The sequence below is a fragment of the Burkholderia sp. BCC0322 genome, assembly GCF_902833045.1.
Taxonomy (GTDB): Bacteria; Pseudomonadota; Gammaproteobacteria; order Burkholderiales; family Burkholderiaceae; genus Burkholderia.
This window is the reverse complement of sequence record NZ_CADFDU010000004.1, coordinates 460,567-482,004: the sequence shown is the minus strand read 5'-3', so window position 1 is coordinate 482,004 and position 21,438 is coordinate 460,567. Positions and strand designations below refer to the sequence as shown.

Here is a 21,438-nt window from a genome sequence, read left to right as displayed (position 1 = left end):
GTGACATCAGATTGCGCCCTGGAACGACAGCACGCGCGTCCTGAACTCTTCCGGCACCGGCACCGTGGTCTTGCTGCCGTAATCGAACATCACGTGCGTGGACACGGCGCGCGCAACCACCGCCTGATCGTCGTCCGAATCCTCGCCGGGCGCCTGCGCGTCGCGCACCATCAGGTATTCCAGTTCGAAGCTCTTCGAGCCGAAGCGCGTGACGCTGCTGCGGACCGTGATCGTATCTCCGTACTGCGCGGGTTTCAGATACTCGCACGACGTCTTGACCATGATGTGCGGCAGCTTTTCCGAATAGGGCAGCTCCAGCAGATCGTGCATGTAGGTCAGGTATGCATGCTGCAGATAATCGTAATAGACCGGGCTGCTCACATGGCCCATTGCGTCCGTTTCCCGATATTTCACGTCGATCCGGGTTTCGAAATATTTTCTTGTCATTGCGAGGCTCCTTGGCAGAACAGCAGGTGAGAACGTGTTTGTTCAGGAGTTAAGTTAGACGTGATCCGCATATTGGAATACTGTCGGAAATCACAGATATTCACTATGCGAAATGCTTCTGAGATAAATGACAGTATCACCCCGGATTTGACCGCGCTCTAATTGCTTCGGAAATCGGCATCCGATCAGCGAGAGTGGAGTGATAAATGGAAAAATCCGTTGAGGCAGCGTTGACGCAAGGCGTGGCGGTGATCAGTGCGCAGCGGTTGCGCGCAGAGTTGCCATGCGATCCCGGCCTGGCACGCTCGATCGGCGATGCGCGGCGTGCATTGGCGCAGATCATCGCGGGCGAGGACGATCGGCTTGCGCTGATCGTCGGCCCGTGTTCGATCCATGACGCAGAGGCCGCGCTGGCGTTCGCGCGGCGGCTCGCGCCGCTGCGCGAGCGGTACGCCGATGTGCTCGAGATCGTGATGCGGGTCTATTTCGAAAAGCCGCGCACCACGGTCGGCTGGAAAGGACTGGTGAACGATCCGTATCTCGACGGCAGTTTCCGGATCGAGGACGGCCTGCGCGTTGCGCGCAAGGTGCTGCTCGGGATCAATGCGCTGGGCCTGCCGGCCGCGACGGAGTTTCTCGATCCGATGACCGCACCGTATCTCGACGACCTCGTATCCTGGGGCGCGATCGGCGCCCGGACGACCGAATCGCAGATCCATCGTCAGGCGGCATCGGGGCTCGACCTGCCGGTCGGCTTCAAGAACGGCACCGACGGCAACGTGAAGGTCGCGATCGATGCGATCCGCGCGTCCCGCGCTTCGCACTGCTACCTGAGGCCGTCCGTTTCCGGCGGCGTGGAAATTGCGACCACGCCCGGCAATCCCGACACGCATGTCGTCCTGCGCGGCGGCAAGACTCCGAATTACGATGCCGCGAGCGTTGCGGCGGCCTGCGCCGCGCTGCGCGACGCGCATCTCCCCCCGTATGTCGTGATCGACGCGAGCCATGGCAACAGCGGCAAGCAGACGCGCGCGCAGATCGATGTCTGCGGCAATCTCGCCGCGCAACTGCATCGCGGCGAGCGCGCCATCGTGGGCGTGATGATCGAGTCGTTCCTCGTCGAGGGGCGGCAGGACGTGGTGCCGGGCACGCCGCCGGTGTTCGGCCAAAGCATTACGGACGCATGTCTCGGCTGGGATCACACGGCCGAACTTGTCGAGCAGTTGGCTGCCGCGGTGGTTGCGCGGCGGCGTTCGCCAGCCGGCTTCATCGCGCACGGCGCCGCCGTCGCGATGCAGGCCGTTTCTTACTGAAAGGAGCTCTCTTGAACTCACCCATCGACATCGCCCGCGCGCTTGACTGGAAAGGCGACGGTGCCAGCCGCACGCCGTACGAGGCGTACACGAGTGAAGCGCTGTATCAGCGTGAACTCGAGCGCCTGTTCTACGCGAATCACTGGTGCTACATCGGCCTCGAAGCCGAAGTGCCGTCTCCCGGCGATTTCCAGCGCACGGAAGTCGGCGAGCGTTCCGTCGTGATGACGCGCACGGAGGACGGCGAAATCGTCGTCTTCGAAAATGCGTGCGCACACCGCGGCATGCAGTTTTGCCGGGAACGTTCGGGGAAAGCAAAGGATTTCCACTGCCCATATCACCAGTGGAACTATGACCTGAAGGGCAACCTGATCGGCGTGCCGTTCCGGCGCGGCGTGCGTCAGGGCGGCACGATCAACGGCGGCATGCCGGCGGATTTCGATCCGGGCAAGCATGCGCTGCGGCGCCTGCGCGTGTCGACGCGCGGCGGCGCGGTGTTCGCGTCGTTCGACGAGAACGTCGAATCGTTCGAGGATTTCCTCGGGCCGCGCATCCTGCCTTACTACGATCGCCTGTTCCACGGTCCGAAGCTGACGGTGCTCGGCTACACGCGGCAACGCGTGCCGAGCAACTGGAAGCTGATGGTCGAGAACATCAAGGATCCGTATCACGCGGGGCTGCTGCATACCTGGTTCGTCAATTTCGGCCTGTGGCGCGCGGACAATCCCGCCAAGCTCGTGACCGACGAGCATCACCGGCACGGTGCGATGGTGTCGATCCGCAGCGGCGGCGGCGGCGGCGAGGTGACCCACAACGTGACGAGCTTCAAGGAGCGCATGACGCTGAACGACGACCGCTTCCTCGATGTCGTGCACGAACCGTGGTGGGGCGATCCGACCGTCGTGATGCTCACGCTGATGCCGAGCGTCATCATCCAGCAGCAGGTCAATGCGTTGTCGACGCGGCGCATCCGGCCGGTCAGCCCGGGCGTGTTCGACTACGTGTGGACGCATTTCGGTTTCGAGACCGACACCGAGGAGATGACGCGGCGCCGTCTGCGCCAGGCCAATCTGTTCGGGCCGGCCGGCTTCGTGTCGGCGGACGATGGTGAAGTCATCGAGTGCGTGCAGCAGAGCTTCGAGCAGATCCAGCGCGGCAACGTCTACAACGAACTCGGCGGCCGGCAGGTCGACGAGCAAACCGACCATATGGTCAGTGAAACGCTGGTGCGCGGCATGTACCAGTACTGGCGCCAAGTGATGGAGGCCTGAATGAGCACGATCACGACACGAACGGGCCGGCCGGCCGCCGAGCCGCACCTCGGCGGCGCGAGCTTCGAGGATTTCTATGCGCTCGTCCAGCTCAATGCACGGTATGCGGCCGTGCTCGACAGCGGTGACTGGGACGCATGGCCGGAATTCTTCGTCGAGCAATGCCGGTATACGGTGGTGCCGCGCGAGAACCACGAGCGCAACCTGCCGCTCGCGGTGATGGACTTCGAGAGCAAGGGCATGCTGAAGGATCGCGTCTACGGGATCAAGGAGACGCTGTTCTTCGATCCGTACTATCAGCGCCACGTGATCGGGCTGCCGCTCGTCACGTATCTCGACGACGCGGCGATCGAGGCGGAGACGAACTACGCGGTGCTGCGCACGAAGACCGAGCAGATGAGCGACGTCTACAACACCGGGCGCTACCTGGACCGGATCGTGCGGACGCCGCAGGGGCTGCGTTTCGAGTCGCGCATCTGCGTCTACGACAGCGAGATGATTCCGAACTCGCTGATTTTCCCGGTTTGAGCGAGGTGCCGAAAGTGACTACGAATTGGATCGATGCGGTCGCGCCGGAAGCGGTGCGGACCGACGGATTGCTCGGCGTCCGGGTCGGCGGCCGCGACATCGCGCTGTATGCGGTGGGCGACGAGATCTTCGCGACCGAGAACCAGTGCACGCACGGTGACGCGCGGCTGAGCGACGGTTTCCTGCTCGACGACGAGATCGAGTGCCCGCTGCATCAGGGGCGCTTCAGCGTGCGGACCGGCATCGCGCTGTGCGCGCCGCTGACGACGTGCGTGCGCACCTATCCGGTGAAGATCGAGAACGGCCGCGTGTTCGTGCAGCTTGCGGCGGAGCCGGCGGAGGCGCGATCATGAGCGCATACGTGGTGTTCGATATCGACATACACGACGTCGACGCATACCAGGCGTACCGCCGGCTCGGCGCGCCGACGGTGGCCGAGTACGGCGGGCGTTTCCTGGTGCGCGGCGTCGAAGTCGAAACGCTGGAAGGGGAGTGGTCGCCGAAGCGCGTCGTCGTGCTCGAGTTCGAGTCGGCGCTGCGCGCCCGCGAATGGTATCGGTCCGAAGGCTATCAGGCAGCGAAGCTGCTGCGCGAGCCGGCGGCCCGGACGACCGGCATCCTCGCCGAAGGATACGTGCCGGTCGCCAGCGATCCGCGTTAAGCGGTGAAGGTGAAGGGGCTCCGCGCCGGGTCTTCCGGCGCGGAGCCTTTTTTTTCGTTCAGGAGTGCAGTCGAGCGTGGCGGGCTTCGGAGATTTCCCGCGTGGCTTCGCCCATGCCGTCGCCCGATTCACACGGAGGTCGCGCATGGCAGGGCACGCCGGACGGTGCGGGAGGTGTGTCAACGCGAGGTCGTGATTGAACGCCGCTGCGGCCAAGGCTATGGCTACCGCGAGCTTGCGTCGAAGTCACCGGAGCCGGACGTATCGCAGACGGTGCGCGCCACGGCCGCCGGCCGTGGCGCGTGCATCACGCGTGGCGGTAGCGGATCGACCAGACCGTCAGCAGCGTCGCGCCGAACAGCAGCAGGCAGCCGAACGAAAAATCGTTCAGCGCGAGCATGTGCGCTTCGACGTCGATTGAATGTGCGACGGATGCAAGCGCACCGGACGGCGACAGTCCCGCGTGATCGAGCCGCGCGAACCAGTCGCCGGACGCGAAATCGTACGGCGTGATGTGGTCGACGAGATAGGTGTTGTGCACGCGGGAACGGCGCTCGAAGTAAGTCGGCGCGACCGAGGTCGCGACGCTGGTGCCGATCCGTCGCAGCGCGTTCTGCAGCCCGGATGCAGCGGGCAGCCGCTCGCGGGGCAGCCCGGCGAGCGAAAGCGACACGAGCGGCGTGATGAAGAACGCGGTGGCGGCGCCCATCAGCAGCGAATTGGCGGCGATGTCCCCAAGGGTCACGTCGGTGTTGAAATGCATGCGCCAGAACGATGCGGCGCCCCATCCGACGAGTGCGACGGTCGCGAGCAGGCGCGGGTCGGTGCGGCCCTGGAAGCGGCCGAGAAGCGGCGCGATCACGATCCCCGCGACGCCGAGCGGCGCGGTGGCGATGCCGGCCCAGGTGGCCGTGTAGCCCTGCTGGGTCTGCAGCCACAGCGGCACGAGCACCAGCGCACCGAAGTAGAGCCCGAAGCCGACCGTGATCGCGAGCGTGCTCGTCGAGAAGTTGCGGTCCGCGAACAATCGCAGGTCGACGATCGGATGGTCGTCGGTCAGCTCCCAGAGGATCAGCGCGATGAACGACACGACCGCCACGACCGCCAGCCCGCGAATTTCGCCGGAGGCGAACCAGTCGAGGTTCTGGCCGCGATCGAGCAGCAGCTGGAACGAACCGAACGCGGCGGTGAGCAGCAGCAGCCCGACGACGTCGACCGGCAGGCGCCGCGTCGCGTTGTCGCGTCCCGCCAGCAGCCGCGCGAGTACGCCCAGCACGAGCACGCCCGGCGGTACGTTCACGTAGAAGATGTACGGCCAGCTCAGGTTGTCGGTGATCCAGCCGCCGGCAATTGGCCCGAGTACCGGTGCGACGAACGTCGTGGTCTGCCACACGGCCAGCGCGACGTGGCGGCGCGTCGACGGGAACACCGCCATCAGCAGCGCCTGGGATAGCGCGGTGATCGGGCCCGACGCGGCGCCCTGAAGCGCGCGAAACAGCAGCAGCGACTCGAAGTTCGGCGCCATCCCGCACAGGACCGACGTGAGCACGAAGAGCAGCACCGACAGGCGGAACAGCCGCACCTGGCCAAAGCGCTGCGTGAGCCAGCCGGTGAGCGGCAGCGTGATCGCGAGCGGCGTCGCGAACGAGGTCAGCATCCAGGTGCCCATGTCGGGCGCGACGCCGAGATCGCCCGCGATGGTCGGGACGGCGACGTTCGCGATCGTCAGGTCGAGCGTCTGCATGAAATTCGCGACGCTGACCGCGATCGCGACGAGCGCCAGCGGCATGCCGGCGAGCGGCTCCAGCGGCAGTTTCGGCGCCGCGTTCCGGGCGAAAAAGCGCATCGTCAGGCTCCCGGTGCGAGCGGGCGCGCGCCGCTGTTCGCGCGAATCGTCTCGGCGACGAGCGCATTGCCCGCTTCGTCGTCGTCACGGTAGATCGATGTGGCGTCGATCGACCTGCGCACCGCGGGCGGGCGGGCGACCGGCGACGCCGATGCGGTGCCGCTGCCGTGTTCGACCGGCACCGATGCCGTCATCGACAGGCCGATGCGCAGCGGGTGCGCGCGCAGCTCGGCGGGGTCGAGCGCGATCCGGACCGGCACGCGCTGAACGACCTTGATCCAGTTGCCGGTCGCGTTCTGCGCGGGCACGGCCGCGAACGCTGCGCCCGTGCCGGCTTCGAGCCCGACGACGCGCCCGTGGAACACCACGTCGCTGCCGTACAGATCCGAGAACAGTTCGACCGGCTGCCCGGCGCGCATGCCGCGCAGCTGCGATTCCTTGAAGTTGGCTTCGACCCACACGTGATCGAGCGGAACGAGCGCCATCGACGGCGTGCCGGGCGAGACGTGCTGGCCGACCTGCACGACCCGGCGCGTGACGAGCCCGCCGAGCGGCGCGCGTATTTCGGTGCGGCGCAGCGCAAGCGCCGCGCTGCGGACCCGGGACGCCGCCGCGCGCACGAGCGGGTTCGTGTCGATCGACGTGCCGTCGGTGTGCGCGAGCGTCGCGTCGTAGGCGGCTTGCTGCGCGTTCAGCGCGGCCGACGCACCGTCCATCGCGTCCCGCGCATGGCGAAGATCCTCGCGCGATACGCCGCCGTCCTGTGCGAGGCTCTGCCGGCGCTGGAGATCGTCATTCGCCTTGGACAATTCGGCGCGCCGCAGCCGGATCTGTGCTTCCTCGCGCGCCGCGTCCGCATGCGCGGTACGGTATTCGCGCACCGCGCGGGCGAGCTGGGCGACCGCTTCGTCCAGCGCGAGCCGCGCATCGGTCTTGTCGACGCTGAAGAGCAGGTCGCCCGGACCGACCCAGTCGGCGTTCTGCACGCGCACGGCGTCGACGGTGCCGCCGATCTGCGGCGAGATCTGCACGACGTCGCCGGACACGTATGCATCGTCGGTCGTCTCGGTGCCGCGCGTGGTGGCCCACGCGGCGACGCCGATGCCGGCGGCGCCGGCGAGTGCGATGAAGAACCAGCGGAAGTAGCGCCGGCGCGCGCGTTGCAGCGACGGCTCGGCGGCGGGGGATTCGGGACGGTTCATTGCGTGACTCCAGTGGAAGTGGCGCCGCCGAGCGCGGCGATCAGGCGGGCGTGCTCGATCGCGAACGACGCGTCCGCACGGGCGACCGATGCGCGATCCTCGAGCAGCCGGCCTTCGGCGAGCAGGACGTCGAGGTAGCCGGAAATGCCCTTCCGGTAGCGCTGCGTTTCGACGGCGTAGGTCTGTTGCGCGCGCGACAGCGCGTCGCGCTGAAGCGCGCGCTGCCGGCGGAGGGTGTCGATCTGGACGAGGGTGTCGCTGACCTGTGCAAGCGCGTTGACGACCGTGTCGTCGTACACCGCGACGGCGGCGTTGTAGGCGGCGGTTTGTGCGCGCAGGCCGGCTCGCAGCCGGCCACCCTCGAAAATCGGCAGCGTGATCGCGGGACCCGCGCCGAACGTGCCGCTGTTGCCGTGGAACAGCGCGCGGAAGCCGAAGCTCTGCACGCCGGCGAAGGCCATCAGGTTGACGTCCGGATAGAACGCGGCGCGCGCCGCGTCGATGTTCGCCGCCTCGGCTTCGACCTGGTAGCGCGCGGCCAGTACGTCCGGCCGGCGGCCGATCAGCGCCGCGGGCAGGACGGCCGGCATCGGCGGCTCGGCCGCGGGCGGCGCGGCCGGCGTCAGCGCATCGGCGTAACCGGGCCCCCGGCCGACGAGCGCGGCGAGCCGGTGGCGCAGCCGGGCCGATGCGGCCGCGTGCGTGTCGATGTCGGCCTGCGCGTGCGGAATGGGTTCGCTTGCCCTAAGCACGGCGACCTGCATGTCGAGCCCGGCGTCGGCGCGTTGCGACGTGAGGCGGAGCAGATAGCTGTGTTGCTGCAGCGTATCGCGCGAGATCGCGAGCAATTGCTGTTCGAGCACGAGCTGCAGATAGGTTTCGACGATCGCCGCCTGTAGCGACACGGTGGCCGCGTGCTCGAGCGCGCGCTGCTGGTCCGCGCGCAGCGCGGCGGCGCGGGCCAGCGCGTGCTGCCGGCCGGCGATGTCGAGATTCCACGATGCGCCGAGGAGCGCCTGCGCGTCGACCTGCCAGTGGCCGGCCGCGGGTGGAGGTGTCCGGTAGCTGCCGGGCAGGCGCGTCGGCACCGCACTGACCGTCGCGCCGAGTTGCGGCAACAGCGCGGCGCTTTCGACATCGGCGTCGGCGAGCGCCTGCGCGACACGTTCGCGTTGCGCCTGCAGCGTCGGGGCGCCGGCCAGTGCATCGTCGACGAGGCGATCCAGCTGCGCATCGCCGAACGCGGTCCACCAGCGTTCGGCGATCGTCGGCGAGCCTGCGCCGGCGGCGTGGATCGCGGCGCCCGCATCGAGTTGCTCGACGGGCGTCATCCGGGCCGCCGGGCGTTGCGCGCCGAACGGCGCGCAGCCGGCGATCGCAAGCGCGGCGAGCGCGGGAACCAGGCGGCGTGAGCCGCGCGCTCGGTCGATGAGAGAGGGCATGGTCGGTTTCCTGTGCGCGATGGCGAACAATATATCTAAAAATATATCTTTAGATATTATTTGACGCTCGGCAACTGGTAGAAATGGCAGTCCGCCGAACCGGCCGGCGGAGTTGAAGCAGCTGAAGGGGGGGCCGATCGGAGGAGCGATTTACGCCATGGCAAGCGCGTCGAGCGCTGCCGCGAGCGTTTGTGCGACGGACTGGCCGGATGTGTCGATGCGGCGATGCGCGCATGCGCGGTACAGCGATTCGCGCGCGTCGTGCAGCGCGGCGAGCGCCGCGCGCGGGTCGGCGACGTTCAGCAGCGGGCGGGACGCGTCGTCGCGCGTGCGGTGCAACAGGGTGTCGAGATCGCTCGCGAGATGGATCACGAAACAGCGCTGGCCGAGCCGGGCGCGCGTATCGTCGCGCAGCACGGCGCCGCCGCCGGTCGCGAGCACGAGCGCCGGCCCGCGCGTCAGCGCGTCGATGACGTCGGCCTCACGTGCGCGGAAGTCGCCCGCATGGAATTGCGCCGCGACGGGGGCGCCGAAGCGGCGTTCGAGTTCCCGATCGGCGTCGACGAACGGCAAACCGAGCGCGCCGGCCAGTGCGCTGCCGAGGGTCGTCTTGCCGGCGCCGGGCATCCCGACGAGCGCGATGCGCGTCGGGCCGGCCTGCGAGCGCGGGCTCACAGGCGGCTCCGCAGCGACGGGGCGCGGCGTGTCACGGCGGCGATCCGCTGCATCCGGACGTAGTTGGCGAGCCGGTCCAGTGCATCGGTGATGAAGGTGTGAGGCGCGCCAGGGGCGGTGTCCAGCGCAATGCCGGCGATGACGAGCGTGCCGTCGTACAGGGCGTCGGTGAGCGCGCCGATCCGGGCGCCAAGCGCCGGCGACGCAGCGCCGAGATCGGCGACCACGCGGCGCGAGCGAGGCCAGTCGACCGGTTCGGCCGGGCGTGCCGGCCAGCGCGCCAGCAGGCCGCCGGGCAGCGGCGCCGCGGGCCGTGCCGCCGCCGTTTCGAGCACCTGCCAGGTCAGCGGCGCCGCGGGCAGGCATGTGCGCCAGCGGCCGTAGGCGGTTGCCGCGGTGTCGCCGATCGCTACCGCAGGAAGCTGGAGACGCGCGCAGCGCCGCAGCAGGCACGCGGTGTCGGCGGCGTCCGGCATGCCGCGCACGATCGGCAGCAACTCCAGTTCGTCGTCGTATTCGGCGCGCAGCGCGCGCAGCCATCGTCCGGCGGCGAGCGGCAAGCATCCCGCCGAGGCGATGCCGCAGAGCACGAGCAGGCGATCGTCGCGACCGTCGCGAATCGCGAGCAGTCGGGCGGCGACGCGGGACGAAGCGGGTGCCGTCGTCATTGCGCGGCCGACCCGTCGGCGGGTGCGTCCGACCCGCTCGCGGCACGCGGATACGCGCCGAGGACGCGCAGTTCGGCAGCGGCGAGCGCGACTTCGTCGAGTGCCGCGCGCACGTTCGGATCGAGCGGGTGCCCGCCGAAATCGATGCAGTACCGATACGCATGGCCGCCGCCCCGTGCCGGACGCACGTCGACCCACAGCAGCGGTGCGCGGTGGTGCGCGAGCGCATCGAATACGCGCGCGAGCGCGTCGGGCGCATCGGTCGGCCGCAGCACGATGCTCGTGCGGTCGTGGCCGGTCGGGGCGGGAATCTGCCCGCCGACGATCACGAAGCGCGTGCGGTTGTCCGGGTGATCCTGGATCGTGCGGGATACGATTCGCAGTCCGTAAAGTGCGGCTGCCGGTTCGCCGGCGATCGCCGCGCAGTCGTACAGGTGCGCGGCTTCGCGCGCGGCCACCGCGTTGCTGGAAACGGGGATGCGGCGCAGGCCGGGCGCATGCGTGTCGAGCCACGCGCGGCATTGCGCGAGTGCCTGCGGATGGCCGACCACGCTGTCGACGCCGGCGAGCGATCCGCTGGCGCTCAGCAGGCAGTGCGCGACCGGCAGCTCGATCTCGCCCGTGACGGGTGCCGCTTGCGCGATCAGCAGGTCGAGCGTGCGGGTCACGCTGCCTTCGGAGGAATTCTCGACCGGCACGACCGCGCAATCCGCGTCGCCGCGCGCGAGCGCTTCGAATACTGCATCGATCGTCTCGTGTGCCTGCCCGCGGGCAAACTCGCCGAAATGCCGCAACATCGCGGCTTCGGTGTAGGTACCCGACGGGCCGAGGAACGCGACTGACGGCAGCGATTGCGCGTCACGGCTCGCGCGGAACAGCGTTTGCCAGATGGCCTTCAGGTCGCGGTCGCGCAGCCCCCACGGCGCGCGCGTGCACAGCTCGGCGACGATCGACGCTTCGCGGGCGGGCTGCTGCACCGCGAGCCCCGCGTGCCGCTTGAGATGACCGATCTCGGTCGCGTGCACGATGCGCTGGCCGATCAGCGCGAGAAGTTCGTCGTCGATCACGTCGATCTGCGCGCGGCGGCGCGCGATCGCATCGTCGACGGACGACGGGGCGGCAAGTTCGGACGGCGTCATGGCGTTTCGATCCGTGAAGTCGACGAAGCGGGCGGCCGGTGTGCGGCGACGTGCGCGGCTGCACCCGGCTGCAGCCGCGCGACGGCGCGCTCGTATTCGGCCTCGAGCCGTTCGACGATCTCGGCGACGCTGAGTACCGCGTCCATCGCGCCGACGCCCTGGCCGGCCCCCCAGATGTCGCGCCACTGCTTCGCGCCGCCTTCCGGCGAGAAATCGAGCTGCGCGCCGTCGACCCGTGCGAGCCGGCGCGCGTCGAGCCCGGCCGCCTCGATGCTCTGGCGCAGGTAGTTGCCGTGGACGCCGGTGAACGCGTCGGTATAGATGATGTCGGCCGCGCTGGCTTCGACGATCGTGTCCTTGTATCGCTGCACCACGTTTGCTTCGTGCGATGCCAGGAAGCGCGTGCCGATGTACGCGAAGTCGGCGCCGAGCGCGCGCGCGGCGGCGATCGCGTCGCCCGTCGCGATCGCGCCGGACAGTGCGATGAAGCCGTCGTAGAAGCGCCGTACTTCGGTGACCAGCGCGAACGGCGACAACGTGCCGGCGTGGCCGCCCGCACCCGCCGCGACGAGCACGAGGCCGTCGACGCCGGCTTCCAGCGCCTTCTGCGCATGCCGCACCGTCGTGACGTCGTGCAGCACGATTCCGCCGTAGGCGTGGATCGCGTCGACGATGTCGCGCGACGGTGCGCGCAGGCTCGTGATCATCAGCGGCACACGCCGCTCGATGCAGATGCGCAGGTCCTGTTCGGCGCGCGGATTCGACGGATGGCAGATGTGGTTGACCGCGTACGGGCCGACCGGCGCATCGGGATGGGCGTCCCGGTACGCACGCAGCGTGCCGTCGATCGTGTCGATCCAGTTGCCGAGCTGTGCGCTGAGCCGCGCGTTGAGCGCCGGAAATGCGCCGACGATCCCGCTCTTGCACTGGGCGAGCACCATCTCGGGATAGCTCGCGATCAGCATGGGAGACGCAATCACCGGCAGCCGGAGACCCTGCAGCGGAAGCGGAATCATGGTCGGGCTCCGGCTCGTTAGCGCGCGAGCGCCGTGCTGTCGCGCCGCTCGGCGAGACGGCGATGGAAGCCGTCGCGGCTCACCGCGCAGCGCGTATGCACGCCTTCGCCGACCACGCCCACCGCGTCGCGCACTTCGACCCGGTACGTCATCATGCGGCCGTCGACCTCGATCAGTTCGGCGTCGACCGTCACTTCCCATTCGGGCGGCGTCGGTGCGAGATGCTTGATCTCGAAGTTGTAGCCCACCGTCATCTGCCCGTCCGGCAGCAGATGGTCGGTCGCCTGCATGCAGGTCTGCTCGATGAAGATGATCATGATCGGGCTCGCGAGCGCGTGCGCTTCGCCTCCCCATTGATCGGCAAGCGAAATCGTGTCGACGCGGTGAGTGGCGCGGGCGCGCAGGCCAGTCTGGATAGTCAAGGGAAACTCCTGAAGGGGGGGTGAAAGTGAGCGGTTACGCCGCGCGCGCCGTGGCGGCCGCGCGTCGTTGCATCTGGCTGAAGATGTTCCGGTAATGCATTTCCTCGGTGCCGCCGGCCGATCCCATTGCGAGCGCGTCGGCGACGAAGGTGGCGAGCGGACCGTGCCGGTAGCCGTCGCTGCCGTGAATCGCAAGCAGGTGCAGTGCGGCCTGCGCGAGATCGCGCGCGCCCGCGAGCTTCGCGATCGAACAGTTCGCGAGGGCTTCGGGACGCTGCTCGACGAGCAAGTCGAGCGCGGCGCGCGCCGTCCAGCGGGTGCGCTCGATGCCGACCTGGACGTCGACCAGCCGGCGCTGCACGTGCTGATGCGTGTCCAGCGCGACGCCGAGCGTCTTGCGGGCGCCGGTGTGTGCGAGTGCGTCGGCGAGGAACGGCTGGGTGACGTTCGCGCACAGCAGGCCGAACAGCGCGCGATTCATCGACGCGATGTCCATCAGCAGGCGCAGTCCGTCGCCGGGCGCGCCGAGCAACTCGTCGGCCTCGACGCGTACGCCGGACAACGCGAGGTCGCCGATCGGCAGGTCCGTGACACCGAGCGTGGCCTGCGGCGCGGTGCGCTGCACGCCTGCGCGTGCGGGATCGATCAGCACCAGCGCGGTGGCCGGCTTGCCATCGCCGGCCAGGGTCGCGACGATCATCATCAGGCGCGCTTCGGGCGCGTGGCTGATGTTGTACTTGTGGCCGTCGAGCCGGTAGTGGTCGCCGTCGCGCGCGAGGCGGGTTTCGAGCGCGCGCACTTCGGTGCCGGTGCCTTTCTCCGAGATCGCCGTGGCGCCGATGGCGCCGGACAGCAGCGGCGGCAGATGCCGGGCGCGCTGCGCGTCGGAGCCGTATGCGACGATCGCACGAATCAGCGTCGCCTGGTTGGCGAGCGCCATCGCGAAGCCGACGGAGCGCTGCGCCGCGGCAATCGTCTCGAATGCGTCGATGAAGTCGCGCCACGTGCTTCCCGCACCGCCGAGTTCGCGCGCTACCGGCAGGCGCCACAGTCCCGCCTCGGACAATGCATCCCATGCTTCGCGATGGAATGAGCCGGAAGGGGCGGACCGCGCATGGCGTTCGGCGATGTCGCGGAACGTGGCGGTCGTCGTGTGCTGTACTTCGCTGGCAGTGAGGGTCATGTCAGGGAGCGAGACTTTGCATGGATCGTGTCGCCAATCTAATGAAAAGCCCCCGGCCGAGAAACTGTCAGTTATTGCACTCCGGCGCGGCACGCATCAGGGGATGATCCGGGCGAAACGAGCGATGCGGCGAACGGTGGCGCACGCTTGTCGAGCGAGGTCGTGACGCCGGTCGCACGCATCGTCGCGAAGCAGCGCCGCGCGAGTCGGGGCGCTTCGGCGACGGGAAATGATGGCGCACCGGCCGGTGAAGGCGCTGCCGCGCGTCGATCGTGACGGCGAGACGGCGCCGGGCTGTCGATGAATTTTTCAAACGGCTTGAGTCAATTGAGTTCGCACTACAGATTATTTGAAAAGATGCGATTCGAACTGCGCGAGCTCTCGTGAGTGGAAGCGGGTCGGCATGCTCGTTGCGCGCGAGGGCGACAACCTTGCCGGTGGCGTGTCGAATGCCCGCGCGGAGCGAATGCGGTGACGAATATCGCGTCGTGGCGGAGTCAGGGTGGCGTGAGTGGCAGCTCGTTCGCGCCGGATGCCGGCGCGTCAGGATGCCCGTGTCGTGGCCGACAGGTCGGACTGCTGCCGGGCCGCACTTGCGTTGCATCGGGGCACTCGACGACGAAATTCGGAATGGAAATGATCCGACGATTCGGCGCGCCCGATCTTGCCGTCCTGTTCTGGCGATCGGCGGAAAGCATTTCCAGCTTGCCCCCGTGAAATTGCCGTGCTAATTTTTCATGAAATTTATTGGCGTAAATTTCACGGGAGCCCGCATGTTCGTGCAGTCCGACCGTCACGTCGCAAGCTACTACGCCGGCACCTACCCGGCGCCGATCCCGCATCGTCCGGAACTGGAGGGGCGCATCGACACCGACGTGCTCGTCGTCGGCGCGGGGTTCAGCGGGCTGCATACGGCGTTGCGCCTGGCGCTGGCCGGCAAGCGTGTCGTCGTGCTCGAAGCGAGCCGCGTCGCGTGGGCCGCATCGGGCCGCAATGGCGGGCAGGCGTTGCTCGGCTGGTCGTGCGACATGCAGCCGCTCGAGGATTCGCTCGGCCGCGACGGCGCGCGCCTGCTGTGGGACAGCATGCGCTGGGCCGCGGCCGAGGTGCGCGAACTGCCGGCCAGGCACGGTTTCGATATCGACTACCGGCCCGGCAGCCTGTGGGCAGCGGTGCGGCCACGGCGTGTCGCGATGCTCGCGCAGGCCCGCGACGAAGCGGCCGAGCGCTGGGGCTACGACCGGCTGCGCGTGATCGGCCAGGCTGAAATGCCCGAATGGATCGGCGGCACGCGTTATCTTGCGGCGCTCTACGATCCCGAGGCCGGCCACCTCAATCCGCTGAAGCTCGCGCTCGGCCTCGCGCAGACGATCGAGCGCACGGGCGGCCGCATCTTCGAGCAGAGTCGCGTGCTCGACTGCCGCGAGACGGCCGGCGGTCACATTGCCCGCACGGCGCGTGGCGAAGTGCGCGCTGACGTACTGGTGCTGGCCTGCAACGCGTATGTCGACCGGCTCGATCGCGATCTCGCGCGCCGGTTGCTGCCGGTCGGCACGTACCAGGTCGCGACTACGCCGCTCGCGCCCGACGTCGCCCGTTCGCTGCTGCCGCGGAACAGTTGCGTGATCGACAACCAGTTCGTGCCCGACTATTTCCGCCTGAGCCCCGACAACCGGCTGCTGTTCGGCGGCGGCTGCACGTATCTCGGCGGCATTCCGGCCGATATCGCGGCCGCGACGCGCCCGCACCTCGAACGCGTGTTCCCGCAACTGGCCGGCGTGCCGCTCGATTACGCGTGGGGCGGCCATATCGACATCAGCATGCGCCGCACGCCGGACATCGGCCGCCACGGGCAGCGTTTCTGGCTGCAGGGGTTCTCGGGGCACGGCGTGCTGCCGACGCTCGCCGGTGCGCGGGCGGTGGCCGACGCGGTGCTCGGCGACGAACGCCTGCTCGCGCAGTACCAGCGCATCCGCAACCCGCGCTTCCCCGGCGGCGGCCGATTCGCCGCGCCGCTGGAGGCGATCGGCAAGGCCTGGTACCGTCTGCGCGATACCGTCTGACTGCACCGGAACCCACCATGAATGAACAGGAAGAGATAGAAAGCCTGGCGATCCTGATCCGCGACCTGCGCAAGCATCGCAAGGTCACGCTCAACGATCTCGCGGAACGGATCGGCCGCTCGGTCGGCTTTCTGTCACAGGTCGAGCGCGGGCTGTCGCGCCCGACGGTTGCGGATCTCACCGCGATCGGCGAGGCGCTCGGCGTGCCGACCACCTATTTCTACAGCCTGAGCAAGCCGCGCAGCGTGCCGTGGGTGACGCGGCCCGACGAGCGGCGCACCGTGTATTACGCGGCCGGCATTACCGACATCCTCGTGTCGCCGAACATGCGCTCGCGCTTCTCGATCCTCGAAAGCCATCTCGCGCCGGGCGCGAGCAGCGGCGAGCGGCCTGTCGACGACAGCGACGAGCAGGGCGGCTTCGTGCTTGAAGGAGAACTGACGATCTGGATCGACGGCGACGATACGCCCGTCACGCTTGGCCGGAACGACGCATTCCAGCTGCCAGCGCACAAGCGCTTCCGTTACGCCAACCTGACCGACGCGCCGACGCGCGTGATCTGGGTATTCACCTGAGTTGTCGGCGGGGCGGGCGGTGCAGCAGGCCGCCGCGTCACGCAGCCTGTTTGCAGTACTGATTTAAATGCGGCGTTCGTCGTCGAATGTACCGCGTGAATCCGGTTCGCCGCGCTGCGGCACCGCCATACAAGACATGGAAAGGATGAGACATGGCTGACGTCGTTCCCGCGCTGGTCGCTGAAGTCCGCGCATTCCGGCAGGCGCACCCGGAGATCCGTTATGTCGACCTGATCTGCCTCGACCTGCCCGGACATTTCTACGGCAAGCGCTACCCGGTCGATGCGCTCGAAAAGGTCGCGGCCGGCGCGCTGCTGAAGCTGCCGCAGAACTGCATCCTGCTCGGCACGCAGGGCGGCCTCTACAAGATCGGCGACTACTGTTTCAACGACGGTGACCCGGACGCCGTGCGCCGATTGGTCCCCGGCACGCTGAAGCCGGTGACCTGGGAGAAGCAGCCGCTCGGCCAGATGCTGATCACGACGGACGGCACCGACGCGCCGGTCGAGTTCGAGCCACGCGAGGTGCTCGCGCGCGTGCTGGAGCGGTTCGCGCGGCGCGGCATCCGGCCGGTCGTCGCGTTCGAGCTCGAGTTCTACCTGTTCGCCGCACAGCTCGAAGAGGGGATGCCGAAGTATCCGCGCGACCGCCTGTCCGATGATCGCGACGATCAGCCGAACATGCATATCGAGCGCCTGTCGCGCTTCTCCGACGTGTTGCACGAGATGGTCGACGTCGCGTGCATGCAGGGGATCGACGCGACCGTGATCACCGCCGAACTCGGGCCGGGCCAGTTCGAGATCAACTTCGGCCATTGCGACGACGGGTTGCGCGCGGCCGACTGGTCGGCGATGTTCTGCCGCAGCACGCGCGGCGTCGCATTGCAGCACGGTTATCGCGCGAGCTTCATGGGCAAGCCGTACCTGCATGCGCCGGGCAGCGGGATGCACGTGCACGTGAGCCTCTACGACGATGCGGGGCGCAACCTGCTCGCGGCGGACGGGCAGCGGCCGCTGCGGCATGCGGTGGCCGGATGCCTCGCACTGCTGCCGCATTGCATGCCCGTGTTCGCGCCGAATCACAACGCGTTTCGGCGTTACGGTTCGATGGTGAACGCGGCGAGCCGCGCGAGCTGGGGCTTCGAGGATCGCGATGCGTGCATCCGGATTCCCGAGTCGGATGCGCGCAACCTGCGGATCGAACACCGGCTCGCCAGTGCGGACGCGAACCCGTACCTCGTGCTCGCGGCGATTCTCGTCGGGATGGAGCACGGGCTCGACGCGAAGCTGGAGCCGATCGCGCCGCTCAACGAGGATCGCGGCAGCGGGATCGACTTTCCGAAGGAGATGCTGTCGGCCGTCGCGGCGATGCAGGATCATGCGGCCGTGCGCGAAGGGCTCGGCGGCGAGTTCGTGATGGTGTATTGCGAGAACAAGCGGCAGGAGGAACTGGATTTTCGCAATGAGATTGGCGCGCGGGAGTATCGGTGGTTCTTGTGATCGGATGCCATCGCTTGCGGGGCTTGTCAGTCCCGTGCCTGCACCATCGGCAGTCCCGCTCCCCACGCGTTCGCGAGCGCCTCGATTTCGGCGACCGGATCGGCTTGTCGGGCAGCTTCATGCGTGTCGTTGGCGAACAGCCGGTGAGCGAACGCGCGTGCGCGTAGCGTGATCGCTGCGGTTTTCCGGCTGCGTCGCACCGTGAACGACACGAGCGCGGCATTGAGGTCGCTGCCTTTTCCATGCTCGTCGAGGCAACGCGCGAGATGCCACGCGTCCTCGAGCGCCTGGCATGCGCCCTGTCCGGAGGTGGGGAGCGGCGCGTGTGCGGCATCGCCGATCAGCAGCACATTGCCGCGGTGCCATACATCGACCGGATCGAGATCGTGCACGCGGATCTTCGCGATCGTGTGCGGCGGCGTCGCACGCATCACGTCTGCGATCGGCGCCGGCCAGCCGTCGAAGAGCCGTTCCAGCAGCGGGCCTGGATCATCCGGCGCCGCAGCGTCGCTGTTGCTGTCGTTGTCGTCGGCGATTTCGGCCTCGGCCCGGGCCGCCGCCCAGTACAGGCGATGCCGGTCCACCGCGACGATGCCGAATCGCTCGCGCTGGCCCCAATAGTCGAATATCGACACTTCGTCGACCAGCGGCACATCGCTCTGCGCGACGCCGATCCAGTTGACGAAACCCTGATAGACGGGCGTGGCGTCGCCGACCACATGGCGTCGCGCTACGGAGTTCATGCGGCCGTCCGCGCCGATCACGAGATCGGGAGTGATCGTCGCGCCGTTGTCGAAATGAACGACGGCGCGGCCGTCAGTGCCGATGTCGATGGCCGTCGCGCAGTAGCCGAAGCAGACTTCGATGTCGTGCGCGGCGACATGCCGAGCCAGCACGGCCTGCAGGTCGCGCCGCAGGATCGAGCGCGTCTGGAAACCCATGTGTCGGTCGAGTTCGCCGATATCGAAACGCTTGAACGGGGTGCCGTGCCGGTCCATGCACCGCATCGCGTGCAGATGGCCGCTGACCGCGGCGATGTCCGGCAGCAGGCCGAGTTGCTCGAGCACGAAGCCGGCATTCGGCCATAACACGACACCGGCGCCCATCGTCGTCCCGGACGCCCTGCGTTCGTAGAGCCGTATCCGGTGCCCCTGCCCGGCAAGCGCAAGCGCGGTGCTCATGCCGGCCACGCCGGCGCCGAGAATGGCGATATCCATGTTGATGCTCCCGTAGGTTCGTGCGCGTGCTCGCATCGGCGCGGGATCGTGCGCCGGCGGCCACGCCTTGACTGGATCCGCATCGTAAATTACGGTCGCGAACGGGATAAGCCATGAAAAGCGGCGAGCTTTGATACCAAAAACGGGAGAATGATGCGCAGCAAGCTGGATCTGAACGCGGTGCGCGTGTTCGTGTCGGTCGTCGACGAAGGCAGCTTTGCCGGCGCTGCGCGTGTGCTGTCGATACCCGGTTCCAACGTGAGCCGTCATGTGGCGCAACTGGAGTCGAGGCTCGGTGTGCGCTTGCTGGAACGCAGCACGCGGCACCTGCGCATGACGGAGGCCGGGCGCCTGCTGCACGAGCGCGCGAAGCCGATGCTCGATGCACTGACGCTCGCCGAGTTCGAACTGACCTCGCAGCAGACGGAGCTGCGCGGCGTGCTGAAGCTCTGCGTGCCCGGCGAAATCGGGCCGCGCATGCTCGGGCCGATCGTCGCGGAATTCGCCCGCCGCCATCCGCGTGTCGAAATCGACTGCGATACGAGCCTCGCAGGGGTCTCGACACTGCGCGACGATATCGACCTGTCGGTCATCGTCAATCGCGGCAAGCTGGACGACAGTGCGTTCGTCGTCAGGCCGCTCGTGAGCCTGCCGAGCGTCGTCGTGGCGGCGCCGTCGCTGATCGAGCGCACGGGCATGCCGACCCGGACGGAGCAGCTCAGGCAATTGCCGTGCATCACGACGTTGAGCACGCTGAAAGGGCAGCCGTGGCAGTTCGCCGGCGACGACGGGCGGATTCACAAGATTCCGGTCGCCAGCCGGTATCGCGTCAATAGCGGCGAGATGGCGGGGCTGGCGGCGGTAAACGGGATCGGCTTCGCGATTCTCGTCGAACGAGGATGCGCGGCCGAGCTGGCCGCCGGGCGGCTCGTGCGCGTGCCACTGGAGATGACGCCGGCGCCGCTCGAACTGTTGGCCGCCTATTCGAGCCGCAATTCGGTCAACGCGAAGATCCGCGAGTTGCTGCAGCTGATGCAGGCGCGCCTTGCGGTGGAGGAAGCGATGCCGTCATGACGTTCGTTTCGGCAACGCGCGCCAATAGCGCACTTCTTCGATCGGCGCACCGTCGATCTCGAACGTCTTGATGTCGTCTTCGGCAACGAAACCCTCGCGTTCATAAAACGCCCGTGCTCGATGGTTCTTGACCAGCACCCAGAGCGACACCCACGCACGGCCCATGTCATGCAGCGCATCGCATGCATGGTCGACCAGCGCCGCGCCGACGCCTTGCCCGCAATGCGTCGGATGCAGGTAGATCGCTTCGATTTCACCCCAGGTGCGATCCTTGTCGGTGTCGCGCGTCGGACCGAAGGCGATCCAGCCCGTCGGGCCGCTTTCCGCGAACGCGAGCGCAACGCGCGGCCGGCCGGCGTCGAGCGCTTGGCGCCAAGAAGCGGTGCGCTTTTCGACCGACAGGCCGGCGAGGAACGGGGCCGGCATGATGCCCGGGTAGGTAGCCTGCCACGATGCGACGTGGATGGCGGCGATGGCCGGGGCATCGGCGGGCGTGGCAGGGCGGATGTCGATGTTCATCGTGTTCGATGTCATGTGTGTTCCGTCTGATCGGGTGCCGTGTGCCGCGCCGTCGTGTGCGGGATTCAATTCGCCGGATCCAGGCTGCCGTCGATCGCAAAACGGTAGTGGATATCCACCTGTGATGCATCGCCCGGCACGTCGGTTTTCTTCAGCACGAATTCGAACGCAGGCTCGAACCAGCCGTTGCGCGGCACTTCGCCACCGAGGATATCGACGTCATACCAGCCGTTGTCGATTTCGATCACGGGCCTGCCCGGTTCGCGGTAACGCGCGAGCAGCGCATCGACCGTTGCGTCGTTGAAGCGTTCGAGAATCCGCCACGTATAGAGCATGATCGAACGATGTTCGACGCGCAGCACGTACCCACCGCGCCGATGCTGCAGGCGGCTTCCCGTCTTCAGCAGTTCGGGTGTTGCGTCATCCAGCGTGAAGATGATCGTGTACGGATGATTCTCGATGCCGGCCAGCGGAATGACGACGCCTTCGAGCACGGCGCGATCGCCGCTGTCGCTCGTCGTGAACGCCGTCGCGACGTCGTCCGGCAGCCCCTGCCGTTCCTTGAAGCGCTTCAGCAGCAGGAGATCGCCGACGAGAAAATAGTCGACCAGATCGTTGAGGACTTCAGGGAATGCTTGTCGCATCGCCGCTCCTTTCGCGGTGCCGAAGCGGAGGGTT

The 21,438-nt window shown here is 67.9% G+C and carries 22 protein-coding genes; 9 read left to right on the top strand and 13 right to left on the bottom strand.

Annotation, left to right across the window (positions count from 1 at the left end):
- Nucleotides 1-6 precede the first annotated feature (6 nt).
- Nucleotides 7-447, bottom strand: a complete 441-nt coding sequence (locus HWX39_RS15410; protein ID WP_175968873.1) for a thioesterase family protein — start codon at nucleotides 445-447, stop codon at nucleotides 7-9.
- A gap of 206 nt (nucleotides 448-653) precedes the next feature.
- On the opposite strand from HWX39_RS15410, the gene HWX39_RS15405 reads away from it, so the two are divergent.
- From HWX39_RS15405 to HWX39_RS15385, 5 genes are read left to right on the top strand one after another with little or no spacing between them, the layout of a single operon-like run.
- Entirely contained in the window at nucleotides 654-1,760 is a 1,107-nt protein-coding gene (locus HWX39_RS15405; protein ID WP_175968872.1) for a 3-deoxy-7-phosphoheptulonate synthase, read from the top strand.
- Nucleotides 1,761-1,771: 11 nt separating this feature from the next.
- Nucleotides 1,772-3,031 carry an aromatic ring-hydroxylating dioxygenase subunit alpha gene (locus HWX39_RS15400; RefSeq protein ID WP_175968871.1) on the top strand — a complete coding sequence of 420 codons (1,260 nt, stop codon included), beginning with the start codon at nucleotides 1,772-1,774 and terminating at the stop codon, nucleotides 3,029-3,031.
- Entirely contained in the window at nucleotides 3,032-3,559 is a 528-nt protein-coding gene (locus HWX39_RS15395; RefSeq protein WP_175968870.1) for an aromatic-ring-hydroxylating dioxygenase subunit beta, read from the top strand.
- 14 nt (nucleotides 3,560-3,573) lie between these two features.
- A complete protein-coding gene (locus HWX39_RS15390) occupies nucleotides 3,574-3,912 on the top strand; it encodes a non-heme iron oxygenase ferredoxin subunit (RefSeq protein ID WP_175968869.1) in 339 nt (112 codons plus the stop codon).
- Nucleotides 3,909-4,220 carry a DUF1330 domain-containing protein gene (locus HWX39_RS15385; RefSeq protein ID WP_175968868.1) on the top strand — a complete coding sequence of 104 codons (312 nt, stop codon included), beginning with the start codon at nucleotides 3,909-3,911 and terminating at the stop codon, nucleotides 4,218-4,220. Before HWX39_RS15390 ends, HWX39_RS15385 begins: the two co-directional genes overlap by 4 nt.
- A gap of 307 nt (nucleotides 4,221-4,527) precedes the next feature.
- Here HWX39_RS15385 and HWX39_RS15380 read toward each other — a convergent pair whose 3' ends face one another.
- The 9 genes from HWX39_RS15380 to HWX39_RS15340 form a co-directional block, all read right to left on the bottom strand.
- The gene (locus tag HWX39_RS15380; RefSeq protein ID WP_175968867.1) at nucleotides 4,528-6,066 is read right to left on the bottom strand and encodes a DHA2 family efflux MFS transporter permease subunit; all 1,539 of its coding nucleotides are present in this window, start codon (nucleotides 6,064-6,066) and stop codon (nucleotides 4,528-4,530) included.
- A gap of 2 nt (nucleotides 6,067-6,068) precedes the next feature.
- Nucleotides 6,069-7,268, bottom strand: a complete 1,200-nt coding sequence (locus HWX39_RS15375) for an efflux RND transporter periplasmic adaptor subunit (RefSeq protein WP_175968866.1) — start codon at nucleotides 7,266-7,268, stop codon at nucleotides 6,069-6,071.
- Nucleotides 7,265-8,710 (bottom strand): efflux transporter outer membrane subunit, encoded by a 1,446-nt coding sequence (locus tag HWX39_RS15370; RefSeq protein ID WP_175968865.1) that lies wholly within the window; start codon nucleotides 8,708-8,710, stop codon nucleotides 7,265-7,267. Before HWX39_RS15370 ends, HWX39_RS15375 begins: the two co-directional genes overlap by 4 nt.
- A gap of 150 nt (nucleotides 8,711-8,860) precedes the next feature.
- Nucleotides 8,861-9,385 carry a shikimate kinase gene (locus HWX39_RS15365; RefSeq protein WP_244135008.1) on the bottom strand — a complete coding sequence of 175 codons (525 nt, stop codon included), beginning with the start codon at nucleotides 9,383-9,385 and terminating at the stop codon, nucleotides 8,861-8,863.
- The gene (locus HWX39_RS15360) at nucleotides 9,382-10,053 is read right to left on the bottom strand and encodes a hypothetical protein (RefSeq protein ID WP_175968864.1); all 672 of its coding nucleotides are present in this window, start codon (nucleotides 10,051-10,053) and stop codon (nucleotides 9,382-9,384) included. The genes HWX39_RS15365 and HWX39_RS15360 overlap by 4 nt, the downstream gene beginning before the upstream one ends.
- Nucleotides 10,050-11,192 carry a prephenate dehydratase gene (gene pheA / locus HWX39_RS15355; RefSeq protein ID WP_175968863.1) on the bottom strand — a complete coding sequence of 381 codons (1,143 nt, stop codon included), beginning with the start codon at nucleotides 11,190-11,192 and terminating at the stop codon, nucleotides 10,050-10,052. Before pheA ends, HWX39_RS15360 begins: the two co-directional genes overlap by 4 nt.
- Complete coding sequence (locus tag HWX39_RS15350; protein ID WP_175968862.1) at nucleotides 11,189-12,208, bottom strand: nitronate monooxygenase family protein; 1,020 nt, start codon at nucleotides 12,206-12,208, stop codon at nucleotides 11,189-11,191. Before HWX39_RS15350 ends, pheA begins: the two co-directional genes overlap by 4 nt.
- A gap of 17 nt (nucleotides 12,209-12,225) precedes the next feature.
- Nucleotides 12,226-12,630, bottom strand: coding sequence for a hotdog domain-containing protein (locus HWX39_RS15345; RefSeq protein ID WP_175968861.1), 405 nt, complete (start codon nucleotides 12,628-12,630; stop codon nucleotides 12,226-12,228).
- A 34-nt stretch (nucleotides 12,631-12,664) separates the two neighbouring features.
- Nucleotides 12,665-13,813 carry an acyl-CoA dehydrogenase family protein gene (locus HWX39_RS15340; protein ID WP_175968860.1) on the bottom strand — a complete coding sequence of 383 codons (1,149 nt, stop codon included), beginning with the start codon at nucleotides 13,811-13,813 and terminating at the stop codon, nucleotides 12,665-12,667.
- A gap of 773 nt (nucleotides 13,814-14,586) precedes the next feature.
- On the opposite strand from HWX39_RS15340, the gene HWX39_RS15335 reads away from it, so the two are divergent.
- The 3 genes from HWX39_RS15335 to HWX39_RS15325 all read left to right on the top strand — a co-directional run bounded on the left by HWX39_RS15335 (nucleotide 14,587) and on the right by HWX39_RS15325 (nucleotide 17,950).
- Nucleotides 14,587-15,876 carry an FAD-binding oxidoreductase gene (locus tag HWX39_RS15335; protein ID WP_175968859.1) on the top strand — a complete coding sequence of 430 codons (1,290 nt, stop codon included), beginning with the start codon at nucleotides 14,587-14,589 and terminating at the stop codon, nucleotides 15,874-15,876.
- 17 nt (nucleotides 15,877-15,893) lie between these two features.
- Complete coding sequence (locus HWX39_RS15330) at nucleotides 15,894-16,451, top strand: XRE family transcriptional regulator (protein ID WP_175968858.1); 558 nt, start codon at nucleotides 15,894-15,896, stop codon at nucleotides 16,449-16,451.
- A 152-nt stretch (nucleotides 16,452-16,603) separates the two neighbouring features.
- Nucleotides 16,604-17,950, top strand: coding sequence for a glutamine synthetase family protein (locus tag HWX39_RS15325; protein WP_175968857.1), 1,347 nt, complete (start codon nucleotides 16,604-16,606; stop codon nucleotides 17,948-17,950).
- A gap of 26 nt (nucleotides 17,951-17,976) precedes the next feature.
- Here the strand turns inward: HWX39_RS15325 and HWX39_RS15320 are convergent, their stop codons facing one another.
- On the bottom strand, nucleotides 17,977-19,167 hold the full coding sequence (locus tag HWX39_RS15320; protein ID WP_175968856.1) for an FAD-dependent oxidoreductase: 1,191 nt from the start codon (nucleotides 19,165-19,167) through the stop codon (nucleotides 17,977-17,979).
- Between the two features lie 153 nt (nucleotides 19,168-19,320).
- Here HWX39_RS15320 and HWX39_RS15315 point away from each other — a divergent pair, with 153 nt between their 5' ends.
- Nucleotides 19,321-20,241, top strand: a complete 921-nt coding sequence (locus HWX39_RS15315; RefSeq protein WP_175968988.1) for a LysR family transcriptional regulator — start codon at nucleotides 19,321-19,323, stop codon at nucleotides 20,239-20,241.
- Here the strand turns inward: HWX39_RS15315 and HWX39_RS15310 are convergent.
- The gene (locus tag HWX39_RS15310) at nucleotides 20,236-20,775 is read right to left on the bottom strand and encodes a GNAT family N-acetyltransferase (protein ID WP_175968855.1); all 540 of its coding nucleotides are present in this window, start codon (nucleotides 20,773-20,775) and stop codon (nucleotides 20,236-20,238) included. The genes HWX39_RS15315 and HWX39_RS15310 overlap by 6 nt on opposite strands.
- 50 nt (nucleotides 20,776-20,825) lie before the next feature.
- Nucleotides 20,826-21,404: a hypothetical protein gene (locus tag HWX39_RS15305; protein ID WP_175968854.1), complete on the bottom strand. Its 579-nt coding sequence runs from the start codon at nucleotides 21,402-21,404 to the stop codon at nucleotides 20,826-20,828.
- Nucleotides 21,405-21,438 lie beyond the last annotated feature (34 nt).